The sequence below is a fragment of the Noviherbaspirillum phoenicis genome (genome assembly GCF_047237965.1).
In the GTDB taxonomy this organism is placed as follows: domain Bacteria; phylum Pseudomonadota; class Gammaproteobacteria; order Burkholderiales; family Burkholderiaceae_D; genus Noviherbaspirillum_A.
In genome coordinates this window covers 2,950,729-2,969,215 of record NZ_JBDFLX010000001.1, presented here as the reverse complement: position 1 = coordinate 2,969,215, position 18,487 = coordinate 2,950,729, and the positions used below count along the sequence as shown (strand labels likewise).

The window sequence follows — 18,487 nt, the reverse complement described above, 5'->3', positions numbered from 1 at the left end:
CAGCGCACCGCGCGGCAGCCCAGCTTGCGGGCGCCAGGGGACTCCCCGCATAAATACGGCTAAAGCGAGCTTGGAAAAGCCCCGAACTTAGCCCGACAGCATGCGCTCTCGGGCTTTTTTATTTGGGATCGCGGGCGTGCTTGCCCCGGTTCCGCAGACCGGACCATCATGAAATCTCTTGGCGTCGTCTCCCCGCAGTCCATGCACTTCGATGCGCCCCTGCCGCTGCAGAGCGGCGCATCCATTGCCGGCTACCAGCTGGTCTATGAAACCTACGGCGAACTCAATGCCGACCGCTCCAACGCCGTGCTGGTCTGCCATGCGCTCAATGCGTCGCATCATGTGGCAGGCATCTACCTGAAGGAAGACGGCAGCAAGAGCGTGGGCTGGTGGGACAACATGGTCGGCCCCGGCAAGCCGCTCGACACCGACCGCTTCTTCGTCATCGGCGTCAACAACCTCGGCTCCTGCTTCGGCTCGACCGGCCCGATGCATGTCAATCCGGCCACGGGCAAGCCCTACGGCGCGGCCTTTCCGGTGGTGACGGTGGAAGACTGGGTGCATGCCCAGGCGCGCCTGGCCGACGCGCTGGGCATACGCCAGTTCGCCGCCGTGATGGGCGGCTCGCTGGGCGGCATGCAGGCGCTGGCCTGGAGCCTGCTGTACCCGGACCGGCTGCGCCACTGCATGGTGATCGCCTCCACGCCCAAGCTGTCGGCGCAGAACATCGCCTTCAACGACGTGGCGCGCCAGTCGATCCTGACCGACCCCGATTTCCATGGCGGCGATTATTACGCCCACGGCGTGGTGCCCAGGAACGGCCTGCGCGTGGCGCGCATGATCGGCCACATCACTTACCTGTCCGACGACGACATGGCCGAGAAATTCGGCCGCGAGCTGCGCTCCGGCGAATACCAGTTCGGCTACGGCATCGACTTCGAGATCGAGTCCTACCTGCGCTATCAGGGCGACAAGTTCTCGGAATACTTCGATGCCAACACCTATCTGCTGATCACCAAGGCGCTCGATTACTTCGATCCGGCCGCCGCGTTCGGCGGCAACCTGACCGAGGCGCTGGCCGCGGCCCGCGCCCAGTTCCTGCTGGTGTCGTTTTCCACCGACTGGCGCTTCGCGCCGGCGCGCAGCCGGGAAATCGTGCAGGCGCTGGTCAACAACCGCCGCCATGTAACGTATGCCGAGATCGACGCGCCGCACGGCCATGACGCCTTCCTGCTCGAAGACGAGCGCTACATGGCCACCGTGCGGGCCTATTACAACCGGGTCTGGCGCGAGCTGGAAACTGGCGTTTCAATCAGCGGCGAAAGCATGGTGGCTGCATGAACTTCAATGAACTGACCGCATTGCGCGCCGACCTGGCCTTCATTGCGCACTGGGTCGCGCCGGGCTCGCGCGTGCTCGACCTGGGCTGCGGCGACGGCGTGATGCTGGACTACCTGCAAAGCGCCAAGCAGTGCGCCGGCTACGGCGTGGAAATCGACGACGCCAAGATACCGGCCTGCATAGGCCGCAGCGTGCCGGTGATCCAGCAGGACCTGGAAGCAGGGCTGGCGATCTTCGCCGACAATGCCTTCGACAGCGTGCTGTGCCTGTCGGCCCTGCAGATGATGAAGAATGTCGAGGGCGTATTGCGCGACATCGCCCGCGTCGGCGCCGAGGCCATCGTGTCCTTTCCCAACTTCGCCTACTGGCCGCACCGCTTCGCGCTGCTGCGCGGCCGCATGCCGGTCTCGCGCAGCCTGCCCTACGAGTGGTACGACACACCCAACCTGCGCTGCGCCACCATTCACGATTTCCAGGATTTGGCCAACGAGGTCGGCCTGGAAGTGCTGGAGTTCGTTGCGCTCGACGAGGCCGGCAAGCCGGTGAATTTCCTGCCCAACTGGCGCGGCAGCCTGGCCGTGTTCCGACTGCGCAAGCGGGCGGCTGCATGAAGCAGGACGTGCTGACCTGGCACAGCTACCTGAACCGGCGCATGCTGATCTGCGTGTTCCTGGGCTTCAGCTCCGGCCTGCCGCTGTTCATCCTGCTGTCCCTGATGCAGGCCTGGCTGGCCAAGTCCGGCCTGAACGTCAAGGCGCTGGGCCTGTTCGCGCTGGTGATGTTTCCCTATACCTGGAAATTCCTCTGGTCGCCGCTGATGGACCGCTTCAGCTTCGGCTGGCTCGGCCGCCGGCGCGGCTGGATGGCGCTGACGCAGGGCCTGCTGTTTCTCGGCATTGGCCTGTTGGGCATGCTGGACCCGCTGACCCAGGTGCCGCTGATCGCCGCCGCCGCCAGCGCGATCGCCTTCCTCTCGGCCAGTCAGGACATCGTGATCGACGCCTACCGGCGCGAGATCCTGCCCGACAACGAGCAGGGCCTGGGCGGCGCGATCCATGTCAATGCCTACAAGGTGGCCGGCATGGTGCCGGGCGCGCTGTCGCTGATCCTGGCCGACCTGATGGCCTGGCAGCCGGTGTTCTGGATCACCGCTGCCTTCATGCTGCCCGGGCTGCTCTGCACCTTCGTCATTGCCGAGCCGCGCGTCTACGGCGCGCCGCCGAAGAACATGCGGGAAGCGGTAGTGCTGCCATTCCGCGAATTCATCGCGCGCGGCGGCTGGGGCAACGCGCTGGCCATCCTCGGCTTCATCTTTCTCTACAAGCTCGGCGACAGCATGGCCACGGCGCTGGCCACCAAGTTCTACATCGACCTCGGCTTTTCGATGACGCAGATCGGTGCGGTCGCCAAGACCACCGGTTTCTGGGCCAGCATCGCCGGCGGCATCATCGGCGGCGTCTGGATGGTGAAGCTCGGCATCAACCGCGCGCTGTGGATTTTCGGCGTGGTGCAGGCGGTGGCCATCCTGGGTTTTGCCTGGCTTGCCTATGCCGGCGCCGACCTGGTGCTGCTGGCGCTGGTGATCGGTTTCGAGGCCTTTGGCGTGGGGCTGGGAACGGCCGCGTTCGTGTCCTATATTGCCACCACGACAGATCCGCGCTACACCGCCACCCAGTACGCGCTCTTCACCAGCCTGGCGGCGGTGCCCCGAACCTTTGTCAATTCCGCTGTCGGCTATATCGTCGCCGAGACAGGATGGTTTCTGTTCTTTATTCTGTGCTTTGTGCTGGCGCTGCCCGGCATGCTGATGCTCCCGAAAATTGCACCATGGAATAAATGATGAAAAAACTGCCCCGACTGTCCGCCCTGCTGTTTTGCCTGGTCCTGCCTGCTGTGCCGGCGCTGGCGCAGCAGGACGAAGGCGTCGCCGTGGAACGCATGTCCCGGCTGCGCGGCCTGATTCCGGAAAAGCAACTGGAAGAGCAGGCCACCATGCAGTACCAGGAACTGAAGCAGCAGGCTGCCCAGAAAGGCGTGCTGGCGCCGGACACCGACCCGCAGCTGCAGCGGGTGCGCGCCATTTCCCGCCGCATCATTTCCCAGGCGACACGCTGGAACCAGGGTGCGGCCGACTGGCAGTGGGAAGTCAACCTGATCAAGGCGGACAACGTCAACGCCTTCTGCATGCCGGGCGGCAAGATCGCTTTTTTTAGCGGCCTGGTCGACCAGTTGAAGCTGACCGACGATGAAATCGCCATCGTCGCCGGCCACGAAATCGCCCACGCGCTACGCGAACACGGCCGCGAGCGGGTGGCCAAGGGCAGCCTGCTGCAGCTCGGCGCCAACCTCGGCTCGGCCATCTTCGGCCTGGGCCAGCTCGGCCAGACGGTGGTGGGGCAGGGCGCGCAACTGGCGCTGCTGCGCTTTTCGCGGGAAGACGAAACCGAAGCCGACACCGTGGGCCTGGACCTGGTCGCCCGCGCCGGCTATGACCCGCGCGCCGGCGTGGCGCTGTGGCGCAAGATGGCCATGCTGGAAAAGAGCGCGCCGCCGCAGTGGCTGTCCAGCCATCCGTCGGGCAACAACCGGATTTCCCAGATCCAGAAAACCCTGCCGCAGGTGATGCCGGTCTATGCCCGCGCCGTGAATGCGCAACCGGGCGCATTGCCGCCTTATCGCAGCAATGTGAAGGGCGTGCCGCCGGTGCAGTGAGAGGAACAAAAGGCAACATGGCCAGCCTTGCAGCCGGCCATGTTGTATGGCGGCTGACGTGATACGCAGCCGGAATGAAATAGTTCTTTAATGAAATTTTCTGATTCATTGTGCGGAAAAGCGGAACGCGCTTTTCCAGCATGTGAACTCACGGGCGTAGCTTCCCGGTGGCGAAGCGTAACCTGATGAGCTTTTTTCATGTCCTTCCTTCCTTTCGCCGACGGGACGTTGTCTCGTTGCACCAATGTATCCGCACCGTCATCCAGGCAGACCGCCGCCGACAAAACCCATCAAGACGGCGAGTCGTCATTGCCCGTTGTCAGCCAACGAACTGGCGGAGCCGGCCCAACGATTTTCCAAAGGCGAACCATCCATGCCGAGACAAGCACCACGCTTCGTCGGTTGACGGAGGTGTTGAATGGGATGGATCCGATCGATACCCGGACCCTGCAGCGCCTGCATGAGTTGTGCACGCAATTGCATACAAGCCAAGCGGCCATCGATGATGCCATCGGCGCTAAATTGGACGTCGCGCCGGTTCCCGGCTTTCGTTATGCGGTACTGGCCTTTACGCAGCGTCTGCAGGTCGCGCTGCAAGGAAAGCAGCCTGCTTTGGTTCTACAACAGCCGTCTGATGTTGAAGCCATCTGCCTCGGCCTGAGTGCCTTTGCCAACGTCAAGGGCTTCTCGGCCTATCCCGCCAACACCAGGCTGATGGATGACGCTCTTCATGCGTTGGACGGTATTACTGCCAGCCTGCTTGCCAGCGTCGACCAGCAGCGAGGTATTGAAAGCATGTGTTATGGACAGATGCTGACTGTGCATAACTGGATAAGCCGGGCCTACAAGGCGGGATTGCTTGGGGCCGACAGTGCCTGCGCGCCGGAAGTAAAGATGTTCTCGAAGGAAGTCTTTGGCGAATTTCTGCGCGGGGCGCTGGTTTGGAAAACGAGTGGCCGCCTATCCAGGGAACTGGACGAACATAATCTCGGCAAGACCGCAGCTGAACTGGCAACAATGCTTCAATACGGCCTGGTGTCGTTTGTTGGCAAGGAAGACTCCCTGGCGCAAGTGGTTGCCTGGCTGAGTTCGGAGCCAGCATTCAAGTTGTTGCTGGCCGAGCGTGGCGTTGGCCTGTCCAGCCTGTTCAATCTCTTCAAGCGCCTGCTCGATATCGGGGCACGAGACGCAGCAGCATCCGCCAGGGCCGGTGTTGTGCAAGAACCATCGCAAGCCGAATCAGACCTGCTTGCCGCACTCTGGAAGCAGATGATCGCCAGCGTCGCCTTCCTGCAACCGGGACGCCTGCTGGAAAACGAGGGCCGCTTACTGGCTGCGTGCGTCAACTTGTTGCGGGCAATGCACGAGAGTGGTTTGCCAGCCGGTTGGAATACCGACCAGCGCCTGGGCTATGCCAATGCCGGCAGGCGCCTGCTCGACATGGTGGCCAATGCAGATCCAGACCAGCTGCTCGGCCTCTCCCTGCAGACGCTGACCAATCTCGTCAGCTTCATCAAAGCCTGGCACAAGCACGAGCTGCAGCGGATTGCAACGCCTGCACCCGCTGACGCGCAGGTCGTCGAGAAGCAGGATGAACAAGCCGCTTTACCCGCGGAGATGCTGAGCCGGATAGAACTGGCTGCGAAACAGGCATCGATGACCCTGATGCAATTCAGGCTGGCGAAATTGAATAAGCCTGAAACGGTCGGTGGCTTGCGCAAGGGTCTGTTTTATCTGCGCAATCAGCATCTGATCACACCTGAGTTGGCTGCCTCCTTGCTGACTGCTCTGGCGCGCGCGGCCGTACCCGTGAGCGAAGGCGATGTGAACGCATCAGAGCTTGAGGAAAACGAAGGCCAGCAATCCTTGTCGCTGCAGCTGGGCCGCTATCTGAAGCCCGTTTCCGGCGCCGGGGCAAAGCCGGTGAGGACCCATGTAGTGGGCGATCGTCCTTTGAAGACGCAGCCTGTAGTTACCACGGTTAGCGAAACAAGCCTTTCCTCATCGACAATTTCCGGCCGTAACTCGATTAGCAGGCCAACTTATGCCAGGAGTGACACTGAAGGATTTGTCAGTACTTCACGCGTCGCAAAGAAGAAGTTTGTCAGCCAGGAGGTCGTAGCGCGTGCTCGAGCGCTGCTTGAATCGAACAAGGAAATGAAACAGGAAGAGGAAGAGCAGCCATTGGTGGAATCCGGGCCAGATAAAGGAATGACCGCGCAGCACAACGCGAAAAAGCCTTCATCGAAACAGCCTGCTCAAGGCAAGAACAAAGGCAGCAGGAAAAAAAACCGGCATTTGGCAGCACCCACCCGGGATCGAAACGATGACATCCCGCCAATGCTGCCCGAAGCGTCCGCTTTGCCTGCAAAACGCGTATTACCGGCCACGACGCCACGCCAGCGTCGGGGAATTGCAAAGGAGCTTTTTGCCGCCATCAAGAGCAAGGATGAGTCCAGGGCATTGGCGCTACTGGCAGGCCCGGGCGGGGAACAAGTAGCCGGCTATTTGGGTGACGATAAAGCTTCCTTGTTGCATGGAGCAGCAAGCGCGCAAATGCCTTCTGTCATGCAGGCCTTGCTGGCATGTCCGGAAGGCAGAAAGCTTGCGGCGTACCCTGACCAATATGGCCTGACGCCTTTGTATCACGCTGCCGCCAACGGCGATATGGCAACGTTGGAAAGCCTGCTTGCAGTAGATGAAGTGGTGCAGGGCGTGTATCAGAGGACAGTAACGGGCCATGATGCCGTTGCTGTAGCAATTGATGAAAATCACCCCGCAGTTCTCCAGCGGCTGATGCGGATCGATGCGGTTTACAAGCAGCTTCCGGGTCGGCTCGATGGAAGGGGAAAGACCATGCTGGAAGCGGCTGTCGCTTCCCGTAGCGCGGCTGCATTGAAGGTATTGTTGACGCATCCCGAGTTGGCCCGGCAGGCTGCTTCGCCCGCAAGGTTCGGCATTACGGGTCTGGGTCAGAATACATGAAACCATGTCGCTCGCCAGGTGGGCAGCCAAGCTGGACGACGTGACTACCGTTACCGCGCTGACTGAAATTGCTTCAGTTCGCCAGTTTGAGGCAGCATCGAATAGCCCCTATAACCTGGCTGCCGTGGCACTGCATTCGGGGGACAGGGCACTGTTCCATTATCTTTGCACGTTTCCGGAGCTGCATCGCTTGTTGGGACTTCGCACCGTAACAGGTTTCACGCCATTAATGCTCGCCGTGCAGGCTGACGACGCTGGCCTGTTTGCCCAACTCCTGCAGATGCCGGAGGTGCGTGCCACGGTAATGCGTGGCCCGGAAGCGGAACGTCCCCTGACAGTAAGGTGGCCCGTCAATTTTCAACAGGAAAAATTGGCGTTCAGCGACGTTCTTGAACTCGCGATCAGGAAAGGACAATCCGTCATGGTTGGCGCCCTGCTCCAGGTCCAGCAGGTAATCGATGCCATCAACACCCAAAGCAACTATGCACAACATATTCTGCTATTGTTGATTGTGCACAGCATGGCAGGGTCGTTGAAAGCGTTGCTGCAGCACCCGATCATTGCAAAGATCGCTTGCATTGCCGATAGCGGAGGTAAGACTGCGCTACATCATGCAGCGCACCGCGGGCAGCATGACGTCGTGCAGTTGCTGCTGGGGAAGTTGCCTGCAAACGAAATTAACCGCACTGATGGCGCAAACAAGACCGCTGCCGAACTTGCGCGGGAATCAGGACATGGTGAGCTTGCCGATTTTCTGACATCGGTTGCTCGCTTCCGGTGCGTCATGGAATTGCAGTGATACGCTGCCACGCAGCGCCGTGGCAGACTGACACGTCGCGCAGCTATGCAGGCAATTTTTCAAGCCCATAACGGGTCTATGCCGTCTGCAATGCCCAGTCATAGGCAATGGTCAGCGGCGCATGGTCCGAGAACCGCGCTTCCTTGTAGATGGCCGCCGTGCGCGCATATTCGGCGATGCAGGGCGTGGCGACATGGTAGTCGATGCGCCAGCCGACGTTCTTGGCCCAGGCCTGGCCGCGGTTGCTCCACCAGGTGTAGGCATCGCCGGTGGTTTCGGGATGCAGGCGGCGGTACACGTCCACCCAGCGCAGCTCCTCCAGCACCGCGCTCATCCAGGCCCGCTCTTCTGGCAGGAAGCCCGAATTCTTCAGGTTGCCCTTCCAGTTCTTCAGGTCGATTTCCTGATGCGCGATATTCCAGTCGCCGCAGATCACCACCTTGCGCCCGCATTGCGCGAGGTCGGCCAGGTGTTTGTAGAAATGCTCCATGAAGGCGAACTTGGCAACCTGCCTGTGCTCGCCGCTGGAGCCGGAAGGCAGGTAGACCGACACCACCGACAGGCCTTCATAGACCAGTTCGATATAGCGGCCCTCGGCATCGATTTCCGGCACGCCCAGGCCCTGGATCACCTGCAGCGGCTGCTGCCGGGCATAGATGCCGACGCCGCTGTAGCCTTTTTTCTCGGCATAGTGGAAATAGCCGTAATAGCCTTCCGGGTTGAGCATGGCGGCCGTCATGTCGGGCGCCTGGGCCTTGAGTTCCTGCATGCAGACGAAGTCGGCGTCCTGCGCCGGCAGCCAGTCGAGAAAGCCCTTGGACGTGGCGGAGCGGATGCCGTTGAGATTGGCGGAAATGATCTTGAGCATGGAAACAGTCGTGGTGAAAAGAGGCCGGGGGCCGGCGGTTGGCAGCCGGTATTGTAATTGGCGCGGCGGGCCATGCGCTGGCGTGCAGGCATTTTCAATTGCCTTCCGGAATTTTTGGCCCGGAGCCGCAACGACTTCGCGTTAAAATGGCGATCCCGCAAGTCCAGTCAACACGGTCCCATCTTGGAAAATCTACGTCAGCAGTTCATCGCCTTTTCGGTCGATGCAGGCGTCCTGCGTTTTGGTGAATTCATCACCAAGGCCGGCCGCACCTCGCCCTATTTCTTTAACGCCGGCCTGTTCAACGACGGCGCCACGCTGGGCCGCCTGGCCGACTTCTATGCGCAGACGCTGATCGATTCGGGCGTCGAGTTCGACATGCTGTTCGGCCCGGCCTACAAGGGCATCACGCTGGCGTCCGCCACCGCGGTGGCGCTGGCGGCAAAAGGCCGCAATGTGCCGTTCGCCTATAACCGCAAGGAAGCCAAGGACCACGGCGAGGGCGGCACCATCGTCGGCGCGCCGCTCCAGGGCAGGGTAGTGATCATCGATGACGTGATTTCCGCCGGCACTTCGGTGCGCGAATCGGTGGACCTGATCCGCGCCGCCGGCGCCACGCCGGCCGCGGTGCTGATCGCGCTCGACCGCATGGAACGCTCCGGCGCCGACAGCGCGCTGTCGGCCAACTCGGCGGTGCAGGAAGTCGGCGCCGCCTATGGCATGCCGGTGGTGTCGATCGCCAACCTGAACGACCTGCTGAACTTCATTTCCGCCGGCGGCAATGCCGACCTGACGCAGCACCGCGATGCCGTTGCCGCCTACCGCCAGCGCTACGGCGTCAGCGGCGCCTGAAACGGACATGGCCGGCCTGCGTCCCGCCCTGCTATGGCTGCTGATGCTGGCGCCGGCGCTGGCGCATGCGCAGGCCAAGATCTACATCTGCAAGGATGCGGCCGGCCGCACCCTGACCTCGGACCGGCCGATCGCGGAATGCAGCAACCGCCCGGTGCGCGAAGTCGACAGGAGCGGCATTACCCGCCGTGAAATTCCGGCGCCGCCGACGCCCGAGGAAAAGCAGCGGCAGGCGCGGGAGGAAGCGGCGCGCCGCGCCGAGCAACTGGCGGCGGAAGAGCGCCGCCATCATGACCGCGCGCTGCTGGCGCGCTTTCGCAGCGAGGAAGAGATCATCGCGTCCGGCCAGCGCAACATCCTCCTGGTGCAGGAAAACGTCAAACGCGAAACCCTGCTGCTGGCCGCTGCCGAAAAGCGCCAGCAGGCAGCGGAGGACGAACTGGCGCTGTCAGTACGCAAGCAGCAGACTTCCCACGACCTGCGCCAGCGGCTGCAGGATGCCGACCACGCGGTGGCCGCCAGCCGCCGCCGGCTGGGGGACTATGAAGCGGAAATGTTGATGATCAACAGCCGAACCGACGCCATGCTGAAGCGGTTCCGCGAACTGCAGCAGGAGAAAGCGGCGCAGCAATAGGGCCGTCACACGCCTGCCGCGCCGGCCAGGCCCTGTCGAGCGCTGGCCGGCAGCTGGCTCATGCGCCCAGCTTTTGCTTGAGCAGCTCGGTCAGTTGCGCCGGATTGGCCTTGCCGCGCGAGGCCTTCATCGCCTGGCCGATCAGCGCGTTGAACGCCTTTTCCTTGCCGGAACGGAATTCCGCCACCGACTTCTCGTTCGCCGCCAGCACTTCGTCGACGATCTTTTCCAGCGCGCCGCTGTCGGAAATCTGCTTCAAGCCCTTGGACTCGATGATCTGGTCGGCCAGGTCCGCCGCATCCGACTTCGCTTCCCACATCGCGCCAAACACTTCCTTGGCGATCTTGTTGGAAATCGTGCCGTCGGCAATGCGCTTCAACAGCAGCGCCAGCTGCGCGCCGCCGACCGGCGCGTCGGCAATGTCCACGCCCTCGCGGTTCAGTGTCGAGGACACGTCGCCCATGAGCCAGTTGGCGGCCGGCTTGGCCTGCTCGCGCCCGGCGGCGGCCACCACGGCCTCGAAGTAGGCGGCCATCGCCTTGGACTGGGTCAGCACCACCGCGTCGTATTCGGGCAGGCCGTAGTCGGCGACGAAGCGCTCGCGCATCGCGCCCGGCAGTTCCGGCATCGCTTCCCGCACCCGGTCTATCCAGTCCTGCGAAATCGCCAGCGGCGGCAGGTCGGGATCGGGGAAGTAGCGGTAATCCTGCGCATCTTCCTTGCTGCGCATCGAGCGGGTTTCGCGGTGGTCGGGGTCGTACAGGCGGGTTTCCTGCACCACCCGGCCGCCGTCCTCGATCAGCTCGACCTGGCGCCGCACTTCGTAGTTGATCGCCTCTTCCAGGAAGCGGAAGGAGTTCAGGTTCTTGATCTCGCAGCGGGTGCCGTATTCCTGCTGGCCGACCGGCCGCACCGACACGTTGGCGTCGCAGCGGAACGAGCCTTCCTGCATGTTGCCGTCGCATACGCCCAGCCACGTCACCAGCGCATGCAGCGCCTTGGCATAGGCCACCGCCTCGGCGGCGCTGCGCATGTCGGGCTCGGTGACGATTTCCAAAAGCGGCGTGCCGGCGCGGTTCAGGTCGATGCCGGTCATGCCGTGGTAGTCCTCGTGCAGCGACTTGCCGGCGTCTTCCTCAAGGTGGGCGCGGGTCAGCTGCACGGTGCGCATCTCCGGCTTGCCGTCCTTTTCCACGATGAAGGAAATGGTGCCGCCCTGCACCACGGGGATTTCATACTGGCTGATCTGGTAGCCCTTGGGCAGATCGGGATAAAAGTAGTTCTTGCGCGCAAAGATCGAGCGCGGCGCAATGGTGGCGCCGATCGCCAGGCCGAACTGGATCGCCCGCTCGACCGCGCCGCGGTTCATCACCGGCAGCACGCCGGGCAAGGCCAGGTCCACCGGACAGGCCTGGGTGTTCGGTTCCGCGCCGAAACGGATCGGCGCGCCGCTGAAGATCTTGGATTGGGTCGTGAGCTGCGCATGCGTCTCCAGACCGATAACAACTTCCCACTGCATACTTACCTCGCTGTTTTATTGTTCGGTCGGCTGGCGCAGGTGCCAGTCGGTTGCGCCCTGATAGCGGTGCGCGATGTTAAGCAGTTTGGCTTCGCTGAAATAATTGCCGGTCAGCTGCAGGCCCACCGGCCGCTTGCCATTCTTTTCGCCCTGGCCGAAGCCGCACGGCACCGACATGCCGGGCAGGCCGGCCAGGTTGGTCGACAGGGTGAAGATGTCGGCCAGGTAGTTGGCCACCGGGTCGTCGGCCTTCGCGCCCAGGTCCCAGGCCACGGTTGGCGCCACCGGCCCCATGATCACGTCGCATTGCTCGAATGCGCGGCGGAAATCCTCGGCGATCAGGCGTCGGATCTTCTGCGCCTGCAGGTAGTAGGCGTCGTAATAGCCATGCGACAGCACATAGGCGCCCACCAGGATGCGGCGCTTGACCTCTTCGCCGAAGCCTTCCGAGCGAGTCTTGCGGTACATGTCGGACAGGTCGGTGTAGTTTGCGGCGCGGTGGCCGTAGCGCACGCCGTCGAAACGCGACAGGTTGGACGAGGCTTCGGCCGGCGCGATCACGTAGTACACGGGAATCGACAGCTCGGTCTTGGGCAGGGAAATCTCCACCAGGGTCGCGCCCAGCTTCACGAATTCCTGCAGCGCCGCGCGCACCGCCTGCTCCACGTCCGCGGCCAGGCCGGGGCCGAAGAATTCCTTGGGCACGCCGATGCGCAGGCCTTCCAGGCTGTCGTTCAGGCCCAGGGTGTAGTCCTCGCGGTCGCGCTCGACGCTGGTGGAGTCGCGCGGATCGAAGCCGGCCATGGTGTTCAACAGCAGCGCGCAGTCCTCGGCGGTGCGGGCGATCGGGCCGCCCTGATCGAGCGAGGAGGCGTAGGCGATCATGCCGAAGCGCGACACCCGGCCGTAGGTCGGCTTGATGCCGGTCACGCCGCAGAAGGCCGCCGGCTGGCGGATCGAGCCGCCGGTGTCGGTGGCGGTGGCGCCGGGCGCGAGACCGGCCGCCACCGCGGCGGCCGAGCCGCCCGAGGAGCCGCCCGGCACCGCGCTTGGGTCCCACGGGTTCTTCACCGCGCCGAAATGGCTGTTCTCATTCGAGGAGCCCATCGCGAACTCGTCGCAGTTGAGCTTGCCCAGGGTGACTGCGCCGGCGGCGTTGAATTGCTCGACCACGGTGGCGTCGAACGGGCTGACATAGTTTTCCAGCATGCGCGAGCCGGCGGTCGAGCGCCAGCCACGGGTGACGAAGATGTCCTTGTGGGCAATCGGGATGCCGGTGAGCACAGTGGCGTCGCCGCGCGCCAGCCGGGCATCGGCCTCGCGCGCCTGCGCCAGCGTCAGCTCCTCGTTGATGTCGGTATAGGCATTGAGGGCGCTGGCCTGCGAGCGCGCCAGGAAGTGGCGTGCCAGCTCGGTGGCCGACACCTGTTTGCCCTGCAGCAGCGCGGACAGTTCTTTGATGGTTTTTGTATGCATGGATCGGTTCTTTTGGCAGTGGCTGGGCCTGGGCTTATTCGATGACCTTGGGCACCAGGTACAGGCCGTCCTGGGTGGCGGGCGCGGGTTGCTGATAGTCCTCGCGGCGGTTTGGCTCATTGGCAATATCGTCGCGCAGACGCAACGAGAACGCCTGGTCGTAGGCAGTGATGGGCTGGGCCAGCGGTTCCACGCCGCTGGTGTCGACCGCCTTCATCTGTTCCACCAGATCGAAGATGCCGTTGAGCTTGGTCAGCGTGGAGGCGGCCTGCTCCTCGCTCAGGTCCAGCTGCGCCAGAATCGCTAATCTTTTGACATCGGAAAGGGCAAGGGACATGGTTTGTATGCGCGCGAGACGCTTGTCGGAAAAGGTTTTTGGAAATATTAAAGATAAGCTAATAGTCGATAAAAACTTGGCAAAACATCGCATTAGGCGTGCAATTCGGCTGTTTTCATCGTCTGGTAGGAGACAAATTATAAGGTAGAATGTCGGGTTACTGCCTGAAGGCGCCAGCAAAGCGGCTGCCGCGGGCGACAAATAACCCCTCAAGCGACGCGCACCGGTTGCGCTCAGGACCATTCAATGTTTGGATTTCTCCGCAGTTACTTTTCCAATGATCTCGCCATCGATCTCGGCACTGCCAACACCCTGATCTATGTACGCGGACTCGGCATCGTGCTGGACGAGCCATCGGTCGTCGCGATCCGCCAGCAGGGCGGACCCAACGGCAAGAAGACCATACAGGCAGTAGGCAAGGAAGCCAAGCAGATGCTGGGCAAGGTGCCGGGCAACATCGAGGCGATCCGCCCGATGAAGGACGGCGTGATCGCCGACTTCACCGTCACCGAGCAGATGCTCAAGCAGTTCATCCGCATGGTGCACGACACCAAGCTGTTCAAGCCTTCGCCCCGCATCATCATCTGCGTGCCGTGCGGTTCGACCCAGGTCGAGCGCCGCGCGATCCGCGAATCGGCGCTCGGCGCCGGCGCCTCCCAGGTGTTCCTGATCGAGGAACCGATGGCGGCCGCGATCGGCGCCGGCCTGCCGGTCTCCGAAGCCACCGGCTCGATGGTGGTCGACATCGGCGGCGGCACCACCGAGGTGGGCATCATCTCCCTGGGCGGCATGGTCTACAAGGGCTCGGTGCGGGTCGGCGGCGACAAGTTCGACGAAGCCATCGTCAACTACATCCGCCGCAACTACGGCATGCTGATCGGCGAGCAGACCGCCGAAACCATCAAGAAGGAAATCGGCTCGGCCTTCCCGGGTTCGGAAGTGCGCGAACTCGAAGTCAAGGGCCGCAACCTGTCCGAGGGCATTCCGCGTTCCTTCACCATTTCCAGCAATGAAATCCTGGAAGCGCTGACCGATCCGCTGAACAACATCGTCTCGGCCGTCAAGAATGCGCTGGAGCAGACGCCGCCGGAACTGGGCGCCGACATTGCCGAAAAGGGCATGATGCTGACCGGCGGCGGCGCGCTGCTGCGCGACCTCGACCGCCTGCTGATGGAAGAAACCGGCCTGCCCGTGATCGTCGCCGAAGATCCGCTGACCTGCGTGGTGCGCGGCTCCGGCATGGCGCTCGAGCGCATGGACAAGCTCGGTTCCATTTTCTCTTACGAATAAAAGCCGGCAGGGCGCGGCCGCTACGCGTGCCGCGCCTGGCATGCCGGGTCATGCATGCACGCTTCTTGTCATGTCAGCCCGGCCTGCCCGACCGGGGCAGGATAATCCTCACCGATGGAATACTATCCTCCGCCACTCTTCAAGCAGGGCGCTTCCGCCCGCGCCAAAGTCGTCATCTTCGCGCTGATCGCCATCGTGCTGCTGGTGGTGGACGGCCGCACCAACACGCTGGCGGTATTGCGACAGCTGGCCGGCACCGTGCTCTACCCGCTGCAGGTGGCGGCGCTGGCGCCGCGCGACGCTGCCTATGCGGTCGGCGGCTACCTCAACACGATGACGGCGCTGAAGCAGGAAAACGCGACCCTGAAGACCGAGCAGGTGCGCAATGCCCAGGCATTGCAGCAGGGACAGTTCCTGGCGGCTGAAAACGCCCAGCTGCGCCGCCTGCTGGCCGCCAATGAACGCCTGCCGGTGAAGTCGGTGCTGAGCGAGATGCTGTACGACACCCGCGACCCCTTCACCCGCAAGATCGTGCTCAACCGCGGCTCCCAGCACGGCGTGGCGCTGGGCCAGCCCGTGATCGACGACACCGGCGTGGTCGGCCAGGTGACGCGGCTCTATCCCTTCACCACCGAGGTCACGCTGCTGACCGACAAGGACCAGGCGATCTCGGTGCAGGTAGTGCGCAGCGGCGTGCGCAGCGTGGCCTACGGCCGCGGCCAGTCCGGCGTGCTGGAGCTGCGCTTCATCGCCGCCAACGCCGACATCAAGAAGGGCGACGTGCTGGTGACCTCCGGCATCGACGGCGTCTATCCGGCCGGCCTGGCGGTGGCGTCCGTGGTGTCGGTCGAGCACAAGTCCTCGGACGCCTTCGCCCGCATCATCTGCCAGCCCACCGCCGGCATCGACCGCAACCAGCAGTTCCTGATCCTGCTCAATGAGCAGAAGGAACTGCCGCGCCCGGCGCCGGAAGAAAACAAGAAAGAAAAGCTGCCGAAGAAAAAGACGAAGGATGCCGGCAAGGACGCCGCGCAGGCAGCGCCGGCGGCAACCGCGCCCGTTGCCAAAACGGAAGGCGCCAACGTGATCAGCGCCTCCTCGAAGAACATCACCCGGGTCGTCACGCCGTCCGCCGCCGAGGCAAAGAAATGAACCGTCCGCAATACATCCTGCTCCCGGTCAGTCCGCTGTTCATCGCCATCACGCTGGTCAGCGCCTTCCTGCTCAACCTGCTGCCCTGGGGCGACCTGTACGGCGTGCCCGACTTCGTCGCGCTGACGCTGATCTTCTGGAGCGTGCACCAGCCGCGCAAGGTCGGCATCGGCCTGGCCTTTCTGATGGGCCTCCTGATGGATGTGCACAATGCGTCGCTGCTGGGCGAGAATGCGCTGGCCTATACGCTGCTGTCCTATTTCGCGATCATGATCCACCGCCGCATGCTGTGGTTTCGTCCCATCACCCAAGCGCTGCATGTGCTGCCGCTGCTGCTCTTGATGCAGGTGGTGCAGATGCTGATCCAGGCGCTGGTCAGCGGCAAGTTTCCCGGCTGGTACTACTTCGCTTCCAGCCTGGTCAGCGCCGCGCTGTGGCCGCTGGTCACCTGGATGCTGCTGGCGCCGCAGCGGCGCGCCGTGGACCGCGATGAAACCCGGCCCATCTGATCCTGCTCACCGCCGAGTCCGCCAAGCATGACTGAATTCAAGAACACCGAACGGGAACTGCATTACTTCCGGCTGCGCCTGTCGGTCGCGGGCCTGTTCGTGCTCGTCTTCTTTTCCCTGCTGGCCGCCCGTTTCGTCTGGCTGCAGGGCTACCAGCACGACCATTACGCCGCCCAGGCCGAGGATAACCGGATCTCGGTGGTGCCGGTGGTGCCCAACCGCGGCCTGATCGTGGACCGCAATGGCGTCGTGCTGGCGCGCAATTTCGCCGCCTACACGCTGGAGATCACGCCGTCGAAGATCGACCGCGACCTCGACGACCTGATCGACCTGCTGGCCGGCATCGTCGAGATCCAGCCCAAGGACAGGCGACGCTTCCGGCGCCAGCTGGAAGAGTCCAAGCGCTTCGAGAGCCTGCCGATCCGCACCCGCCTGACCGACGAGGAAGTGGCGCGCTTCACCGCGCAGCGCTACCGCTTTCCGGGCGTCGACATCCAGGCCCGGCTGTTCCGGCAATATCCGCTGGGCTCGGTGGCGTCGCATGTGATCGGCTTCATCGGCCGCATCAACCAGCGCGAGTCCGCAAGGATCGAAGAGTCCGAGGACGCCGCCAACTACAACGGCACCAGCTACATCGGCAAGGAAGGCGTCGAGAAGAGCTACGAGAAGCAGCTGCATGGCCAGACCGGCTACGAGGAAGTGGAAGTGTCGGCCGGCGGCCGCGCGGTGCGCACGCTGTCGCGCACGCCGGCCACGCCCGGCTCCAACCTGATCCTGTCGATCGACATCGAGCTGCAGAAGGTGGTGGAACAGGCCTTCGGCAACCGGCGCGGCGCGCTGATCGCCATCGAGCCGTCCACCGGCGACATCCTGGCCTATGTGTCGATGCCGACCTTCGACCCCAACCTGTTCGTCGAAGGCATCGACCAGCAGAGCTGGGACGAGCTCAACAATTCGCCCGACAAGCCGCTGGTGAACCGGCCGCTGTCGGGCAGCTATCCGCCCGGCTCGACCTACAAGCCCTTCATGGCGCTGGCCGCGCTGGAACTGGGCAAGCGCACGCCGATGTCGGCCATCAGCGACCCCGGCTATTTCATGTTCGGCAACCATCGGTTCCGCGACGACAAGGAAGGCGGCCATGGCACGGTGGACATGTACAAGTCCATCGTTCATTCCTGCGACACCTACTACTACCAGCTGTCGGCCGACATGGGCGTGGACATGATGCACGACTTCATGAAGCCGTTCGGCTTCGGCCAGCTGACCGGCATCGACCTCGAGCATGAGAAGAAGGGCATCCTGCCGTCCACCGCCTGGAAGCGCGCCGCTTACCGCCGGCCGCAGCAGCAGAAATGGTATGCCGGCGAAACCATCTCGCTGGGCATCGGCCAGGGCTACAACTCCTTCACGCCGCTGCAGCTGGCCCATGCCACTGCCATCCTGGCCAATAACGGCGTGGTGATGAAGCCGCACCTGGTCAAGACCATGGAGGACGGCGGCACCCGGGTGCGCACCCCGACCGTGCCCAAGGAAAGCTACCGCATCCCGCTGAAGCAGCAGAACATCGACATCGTCAAGCAGGCCATGGTCGGCGTGATCCGCGAGGGAACGGCGGCCAAAGTGTTCTCCAACCTCGGCTATGCGGCCGGCGGCAAGACCGGCACCGCGCAGGTGATCGCGATCAAGAAGAACGAGAAGTACAACGCCAACAAGATCGACGAGCGGCATCGCGACCACTCGCTGTTTACCGCGTTCGCGCCGGCCGACAATCCGCGCATCGCGATCGCCATCATCGTCGAGAACGGCGGCTTCGGCGCCACCGCCGCCGCGCCCATCGTGCGCGAGGCGCTCGACTTTTACCTGCTGGGCAAGCGCAGCGGCCGGCCGCAGGATGAAGCGCCAGTGGAGAGAATCGACCTGTCCGACACCCGGCCGCTGGCCGAGGTGCGCGCCGACCAGGACTCCGAGGGAGGCCCGCGCGACGGCGCCGAAACCCAGGGCAACCGGGACTGA

16 protein-coding genes are annotated in these 18,487 nt (G+C 63.4%); 12 read left to right on the top strand and 4 right to left on the bottom strand.

What is annotated here, in order from left to right; all coding sequences use genetic code 11:
• The first annotated feature begins 168 nt into the window (after positions 1–168).
• From metX to ABC383_RS13270, 6 genes are all read left to right on the top strand, one after another.
• Entirely contained in the window at positions 169–1,341 is a 1,173-nt protein-coding gene (gene metX, locus ABC383_RS13295; protein ID WP_413014641.1) for a homoserine O-succinyltransferase MetX, read from the top strand.
• Positions 1,338–1,952, top strand: a complete 615-nt coding sequence (gene metW / locus ABC383_RS13290) for a methionine biosynthesis protein MetW (RefSeq protein WP_413014639.1) — start codon at positions 1,338–1,340, stop codon at positions 1,950–1,952. The genes metX and metW overlap by 4 nt, the downstream gene beginning before the upstream one ends.
• Positions 1,949–3,181 (top strand): AmpG family muropeptide MFS transporter, encoded by a 1,233-nt coding sequence (locus tag ABC383_RS13285; RefSeq protein ID WP_413014637.1) that lies wholly within the window; start codon positions 1,949–1,951, stop codon positions 3,179–3,181. The genes metW and ABC383_RS13285 overlap by 4 nt, the downstream gene beginning before the upstream one ends.
• Positions 3,181–4,053, top strand: a complete 873-nt coding sequence (locus ABC383_RS13280; RefSeq protein WP_413014635.1) for a M48 family metallopeptidase — start codon at positions 3,181–3,183, stop codon at positions 4,051–4,053. The genes ABC383_RS13285 and ABC383_RS13280 overlap by 1 nt, the downstream gene beginning before the upstream one ends.
• 198 nt (positions 4,054–4,251) lie before the next feature.
• A complete protein-coding gene (locus tag ABC383_RS13275) occupies positions 4,252–7,038 on the top strand; it encodes an ankyrin repeat domain-containing protein (protein ID WP_413014634.1) in 2,787 nt (928 codons plus the stop codon).
• 4 nt (positions 7,039–7,042) lie between these two features.
• Positions 7,043–7,837, top strand: coding sequence for an ankyrin repeat domain-containing protein (locus ABC383_RS13270; protein ID WP_413014632.1), 795 nt, complete (start codon positions 7,043–7,045; stop codon positions 7,835–7,837).
• Between the two features lie 76 nt (positions 7,838–7,913).
• Here ABC383_RS13270 and ABC383_RS13265 read toward each other — a convergent pair whose 3' ends face one another.
• Positions 7,914–8,705, bottom strand: coding sequence for an exodeoxyribonuclease III (locus tag ABC383_RS13265; protein ID WP_413014630.1), 792 nt, complete (start codon positions 8,703–8,705; stop codon positions 7,914–7,916).
• Positions 8,706–8,888: 183 nt separating this feature from the next.
• Here ABC383_RS13265 and pyrE point away from each other — a divergent pair, with 183 nt between their 5' ends.
• Together pyrE and ABC383_RS13255 are read left to right on the top strand one after the other, a co-directional pair.
• Positions 8,889–9,557, top strand: coding sequence for an orotate phosphoribosyltransferase (pyrE, locus tag ABC383_RS13260; protein ID WP_413014629.1), 669 nt, complete (start codon positions 8,889–8,891; stop codon positions 9,555–9,557).
• Between the two features lie 7 nt (positions 9,558–9,564).
• Positions 9,565–10,191, top strand: a complete 627-nt coding sequence (locus ABC383_RS13255) for a DUF4124 domain-containing protein (RefSeq protein ID WP_413014628.1) — start codon at positions 9,565–9,567, stop codon at positions 10,189–10,191.
• A 58-nt stretch (positions 10,192–10,249) separates the two neighbouring features.
• Here ABC383_RS13255 and gatB read toward each other — a convergent pair whose 3' ends face one another.
• Genes gatB through gatC form a run of 3 tightly spaced genes read right to left on the bottom strand, consistent with a single transcriptional unit; the run spans position 10,250 to position 13,523 of the window.
• Positions 10,250–11,710 (bottom strand): Asp-tRNA(Asn)/Glu-tRNA(Gln) amidotransferase subunit GatB, encoded by a 1,461-nt coding sequence (gene gatB, locus ABC383_RS13250; protein ID WP_413014626.1) that lies wholly within the window; start codon positions 11,708–11,710, stop codon positions 10,250–10,252.
• 15 nt (positions 11,711–11,725) lie between these two features.
• Positions 11,726–13,186, bottom strand: a complete 1,461-nt coding sequence (gene gatA / locus ABC383_RS13245; RefSeq protein WP_413014624.1) for an Asp-tRNA(Asn)/Glu-tRNA(Gln) amidotransferase subunit GatA — start codon at positions 13,184–13,186, stop codon at positions 11,726–11,728.
• Between the two features lie 34 nt (positions 13,187–13,220).
• Complete coding sequence (gene gatC, locus ABC383_RS13240) at positions 13,221–13,523, bottom strand: Asp-tRNA(Asn)/Glu-tRNA(Gln) amidotransferase subunit GatC (RefSeq protein WP_217346108.1); 303 nt, start codon at positions 13,521–13,523, stop codon at positions 13,221–13,223.
• Between the two features lie 246 nt (positions 13,524–13,769).
• Here gatC and ABC383_RS13235 point away from each other — a divergent pair, with 246 nt between their 5' ends.
• The 4 genes from ABC383_RS13235 to mrdA all read left to right on the top strand — a co-directional run bounded on the left by ABC383_RS13235 (position 13,770) and on the right by mrdA (position 18,487).
• The gene (locus ABC383_RS13235) at positions 13,770–14,813 is read left to right on the top strand and encodes a rod shape-determining protein (RefSeq protein ID WP_194713925.1); all 1,044 of its coding nucleotides are present in this window, start codon (positions 13,770–13,772) and stop codon (positions 14,811–14,813) included.
• 114 nt (positions 14,814–14,927) lie between these two features.
• Complete coding sequence (mreC, locus tag ABC383_RS13230; protein ID WP_413014622.1) at positions 14,928–15,965, top strand: rod shape-determining protein MreC; 1,038 nt, start codon at positions 14,928–14,930, stop codon at positions 15,963–15,965.
• On the top strand, positions 15,962–16,474 hold the full coding sequence (mreD, locus tag ABC383_RS13225) for a rod shape-determining protein MreD (protein ID WP_413014620.1): 513 nt from the start codon (positions 15,962–15,964) through the stop codon (positions 16,472–16,474). The genes mreC and mreD overlap by 4 nt, the downstream gene beginning before the upstream one ends.
• Before the next feature lie 27 nt (positions 16,475–16,501).
• Complete coding sequence (gene mrdA, locus ABC383_RS13220) at positions 16,502–18,487, top strand: penicillin-binding protein 2 (protein ID WP_413014618.1); 1,986 nt, start codon at positions 16,502–16,504, stop codon at positions 18,485–18,487.

Bases quoted from the DNA above. Each gene is read 5' to 3' on its own strand.
- metW (WP_413014639.1), top strand. From the start codon at position 1,338: ATGAACTTCAATGAACTGACCGCATTGCGCGCCGACCTGGCCTTCATT.
- gatA (WP_413014624.1), bottom strand. From the start codon at position 13,186: ATGCATACAAAAACCATCAAAGAACTGTCCGCGCTGCTGCAGGGCAAA.
- metX (WP_413014641.1), top strand. From the start codon at position 169: ATGAAATCTCTTGGCGTCGTCTCCCCGCAGTCCATGCACTTCGATGCG.
- ABC383_RS13265 (WP_413014630.1), bottom strand. From the start codon at position 8,705: ATGCTCAAGATCATTTCCGCCAATCTCAACGGCATCCGCTCCGCCACG.
- gatC (WP_217346108.1), bottom strand. From the start codon at position 13,523: ATGTCCCTTGCCCTTTCCGATGTCAAAAGATTAGCGATTCTGGCGCAG.
- ABC383_RS13255 (WP_413014628.1), top strand. From the start codon at position 9,565: ATGGCCGGCCTGCGTCCCGCCCTGCTATGGCTGCTGATGCTGGCGCCG.
- mreD (WP_413014620.1), top strand. From the start codon at position 15,962: ATGAACCGTCCGCAATACATCCTGCTCCCGGTCAGTCCGCTGTTCATC.
- mrdA (WP_413014618.1), top strand. From the start codon at position 16,502: ATGACTGAATTCAAGAACACCGAACGGGAACTGCATTACTTCCGGCTG.
- gatB (WP_413014626.1), bottom strand. From the start codon at position 11,710: ATGCAGTGGGAAGTTGTTATCGGTCTGGAGACGCATGCGCAGCTCACG.
- ABC383_RS13280 (WP_413014635.1), top strand. From the start codon at position 3,181: ATGAAAAAACTGCCCCGACTGTCCGCCCTGCTGTTTTGCCTGGTCCTG.
- mreC (WP_413014622.1), top strand. From the start codon at position 14,928: ATGGAATACTATCCTCCGCCACTCTTCAAGCAGGGCGCTTCCGCCCGC.
- ABC383_RS13270 (WP_413014632.1), top strand. From the start codon at position 7,043: ATGTCGCTCGCCAGGTGGGCAGCCAAGCTGGACGACGTGACTACCGTT.
- ABC383_RS13285 (WP_413014637.1), top strand. From the start codon at position 1,949: ATGAAGCAGGACGTGCTGACCTGGCACAGCTACCTGAACCGGCGCATG.
- ABC383_RS13235 (WP_194713925.1), top strand. From the start codon at position 13,770: ATGTTTGGATTTCTCCGCAGTTACTTTTCCAATGATCTCGCCATCGAT.
- ABC383_RS13275 (WP_413014634.1), top strand. From the start codon at position 4,252: ATGTCCTTCCTTCCTTTCGCCGACGGGACGTTGTCTCGTTGCACCAAT.